Raw genomic sequence first — 2618 nt, 5'->3', positions numbered from 1 at the left:
TTGTTCAGTTTTCAAAGGTCACTCGCCGTTTGGCGACTCGTTTATCTTACCGCATTCACCTTTTCTTGTCAACCTCTTTTTATCTAAAAAAAGAAAAGCTCAAAAAAAGTATTTTCACGGTCATTGACGGGTCTCCCCAATCGGCTTTTAAAGCATATCATTCTGCTGTACCTATGTCAACGTTTCTCTTATACCTTAGTATCATTATTTGACATTGTGCTATGAGCTAATTTTATATTCTACCGTAAGTAGTAGACCTTGTATATATTATATACGATACATCGAAAATCTCTAATACGAGCAAAGAGGGAAGCCCGCAGGCTTCCCTCTTTACATTCTATATAAATTCCGTTAACGGAATCTTATTTACCGAAATAACGTGCCAACAATCCGTCAAATGCACGGCCATGACGAGCTTCGTCTTTAGCCATTTCATGAACCGTATCATGAATAGCATCGAGATTTAATTGTTTAGCCAACGTAGCTAATTCTTTCTTACCGGCACATGCACCCTGTTCGGCAGCAGCACGCATTTCCAAGTTCTTTTTCGTATCGTCTGTCAAAACTTCACCGAGAAGTTCCGCAAATTTTGCAGCATGTTCAGCTTCTTCAAATGCATAACGCTTGTAAGCTTCTGCAATTTCGGGATAACCCTGGCGATCGGCAACACGGCTCATAGCCAAGTACATACCAACTTCGGAGCATTCGCCGTTAAAGTTCATGCGAAGGCCTTCAACGATTCTTTCGTCAACGCCCTTTGCTACACCTACACGATGTTCGTCAGCATATTCTTTAGCACCTTCCGTCATTTCGGAAAACTTCGATGCCGGGGCACCGCACTGGGGACACTTTTCAGGAGCTGCCTGACCTTCGAATACATAACCGCAAATTCCGCAAACAAACTTTTTCATATTTCATTCCTCCGTTAATTGTTTTTGAAAATAATTTTTATTTACTATTAATAAGTAATAGTTATTTGTTATGTTTAGAGTATAGCAAACTGTAAATGAGAATGCAAGAGGTAAAATTACTTTTTTACAAATATTTTAATTTTATTTCGGATATAAAAAGAAGGACCCCGAGGGCCCTTCTCAAAGAATCCTTTATTTTACAACTGCCGCAGTAATAATTTTTGTAAATTCATCAGCTTTCAAACTGGCTCCGCCTACAAGGCCTCCGTCAATATCAAGCGATGAGGTAAGTTCTCCGACATTACCGCTTTTGACACTACCGCCGTAAAGAATTGAAATCTTGTCAGCCGTATTTATGTCATATAAAGCTTCCAGCTTCCGACGAATGAGGGCGCACACTTCCTGAGCCTGTTCAACCGTCGCCGTTTTCCCCGTACCGATTGCCCAAATAGGTTCGTAGGCGATGACAATATGCTCTACTTCCTCCTTGCTTATACCGGCAAGTCCCGCTGCTATTTGCCCTTCAATAAACCTCTGCATTTCTCCCTGCTCACGCTGTTGCAGGGTTTCTCCACAACACATAATAGGAATCAAGTCGTGAGCCAAGGCCGCCTTGACCTTCAAATTCACCGTTTCATCCGTTTCATTAAAGTATGTACGCCGTTCGGAGTGGCCGATAATTACGTATTCCACGCCGATATCGACCAACATGGACGGTGATACTTCTCCCGTGTAGGCCCCTGACTCTTCAAAATGCATATTTTGTGCTGCAATATGAACAGCCGTTCCCTGAGTCAATTGAACGGCTGTTTCCAAATAAGGAAATACAGGTGCGACAACGACTTCCGGCTTTACGCCCAATGCCACATCGGCAACCAGTTCAGTCAATACGGACTTCACTTGTGCCCCTGTATGATTCATTTTCCAATTCCCTGCTATGATCGTTTTTCTCATACTTATACTCCTGCCAGAATTCCTTATTCGCTTAATGATGCAATACCGGGCAATATCTTACCTTCCAAATATTCAAGGGAAGCACCGCCGCCTGTCGAAATGTGCGTAATCTTATCAGCCAGTCCGGCTTTGTTGACAGCTGCGACAGAATCACCGCCGCCGACAACCGAAACGGCTTTCGAATCGGCAACGGCTTGTGCTACCGCTTCCGTCCCCTTGGCAAAGTGTTCCATTTCAAATACACCCATAGGTCCGTTCCAAACGATGAGTTTCATGGGTTCAAGCTTATGAGCAAACAATTCCCGACTTTTTGTTCCTATATCCAAAATCATCCAATCAGCAGGAACGTCGGCTACATCAACTTCCTTATACGGTGCTTGGGCAGCAAATTCAGCCGCCACAACTACGTCGACGGGCAACAACAACTCCGTATTCTGTTTTTTAGCTTCTTCCATTAAGGTTGATGCCAGTTCAATTTTATCTGCTTCTACCAAGGATTTGCCGATACCGTACCCTTGTGCGGCCAAGAAAGTATTGGCCATCCCGCCGCCGATAATCATTAAATCCACCTTAGGTAAAAGACTGGAAATAACTTCAATCTTATCCGATACCTTAGCACCGCCGATAATAGCGGCAAAAGGATGTTCCGGATGTTCTACGGCACCACCGATAAAGCGGATTTCTTTTTCTAAAAGCAATCCTGCCGCCATAGGTAAAAATTCCGTAATACCGGCTACGGATGCATGTGCACGG

Annotated in this window: 4 protein-coding genes; 1 reads left to right on the top strand and 3 read right to left on the bottom strand. The window is 43.6% G+C overall.

Annotated features, from left to right (window positions below; translation table 11 throughout):
* On the top strand, window positions 1–212 hold a 212-nt coding region (locus tag PGX78_RS07055), incomplete at its 5' end, for a hypothetical protein (protein ID WP_270446136.1).
* Window positions 213–362: 150 nt separating this feature from the next.
* On the opposite strand, the gene PGX78_RS07050 is transcribed toward PGX78_RS07055, so the two are convergent.
* The 3 genes from PGX78_RS07050 to PGX78_RS07040 form a co-directional block, all read right to left on the bottom strand.
* Complete coding sequence (locus PGX78_RS07050) at window positions 363–911, bottom strand: NADH peroxidase (RefSeq protein ID WP_006943235.1); 549 nt, start codon at window positions 909–911, stop codon at window positions 363–365.
* A 192-nt stretch (window positions 912–1103) separates the two neighbouring features.
* Window positions 1104–1865 (bottom strand): triose-phosphate isomerase, encoded by a 762-nt coding sequence (gene tpiA, locus PGX78_RS07045; RefSeq protein ID WP_270446135.1) that lies wholly within the window; start codon window positions 1863–1865, stop codon window positions 1104–1106.
* Window positions 1866–1888: 23 nt separating this feature from the next.
* The coding region (locus PGX78_RS07040; RefSeq protein WP_270446133.1) for a phosphoglycerate kinase at window positions 1889–2618 on the bottom strand (730 nt) is incomplete at its 5' end.

It is taken from the genome of Megasphaera sp. AF13-6AC (assembly GCF_027685385.1).
In the GTDB taxonomy this organism is placed as follows: Bacteria; Bacillota; Negativicutes; order Veillonellales; family Megasphaeraceae; genus Megasphaera; species Megasphaera micronuciformis.
The sequence above is the reverse complement of the archived record's forward strand: the minus strand, read 5'-3'. Positions and strand labels throughout refer to the sequence as shown.